Genomic DNA, 565 nt, shown 5'->3' with positions numbered 1-565 from the left:
CTAGGGTTTTACTATTTCGTTCTGAGAGGGAGACTAATGAAAGCTCGCATTGGGGTTGCATCGGAAGATCTCATTCGTAGGCATATGATTAGTGTGGCCGCAGGCAACATTAGCCATAACAAGCATCTACCGACGTTTTGGTTCACGTCACTAAATGAAGCCTCAAAGCTACTGTGTAATGAGAATATCGAACTAATGCTGCTGATCAATAGAGAAGAGCCTGAAAGTCTAGCTGAGCTTGTGGAGATTAGCGGTCATCATATCCGCGAACTCTCACGAACTCTCGACGACTTATCATCAAAAGGATTCATCCAGTTAGAGGAAAAAGGCAACGCTTGCCGCCCTATTGCTGTATTTACTGACTTTGAGATTATTCTCGGCAAAGAATTAGAGAATACACTGCAAGAAGGCTATCTTGCATGATACCGAACACTCGTTACTGCGGCGCATGCCGCTTGGGTAGCACAGCTTCATGCTGTGCAGACTCGAATGGTGATTGTTCTTGATACTTTCCGTCTAGGCCAACTTGATAGCCATCGATGATCTCTTCCAGTTCTATTTTGAG

General features: G+C 44.8%; 1 protein-coding gene. It reads left to right on the top strand.

Annotated elements, in window-relative coordinates:
- On the top strand, positions 1-423 hold a 423-nt coding region (locus R7Q48_RS29745), incomplete at its 5' end, for a hypothetical protein (protein ID WP_318133978.1).
- Between the last annotated feature and the right edge of the window lie 142 nt (positions 424-565).

The sequence above is a fragment of the Vibrio sp. 378 genome (assembly GCF_033339435.1).
This window is presented reverse-complemented; position numbering and strand designations above follow the sequence as displayed.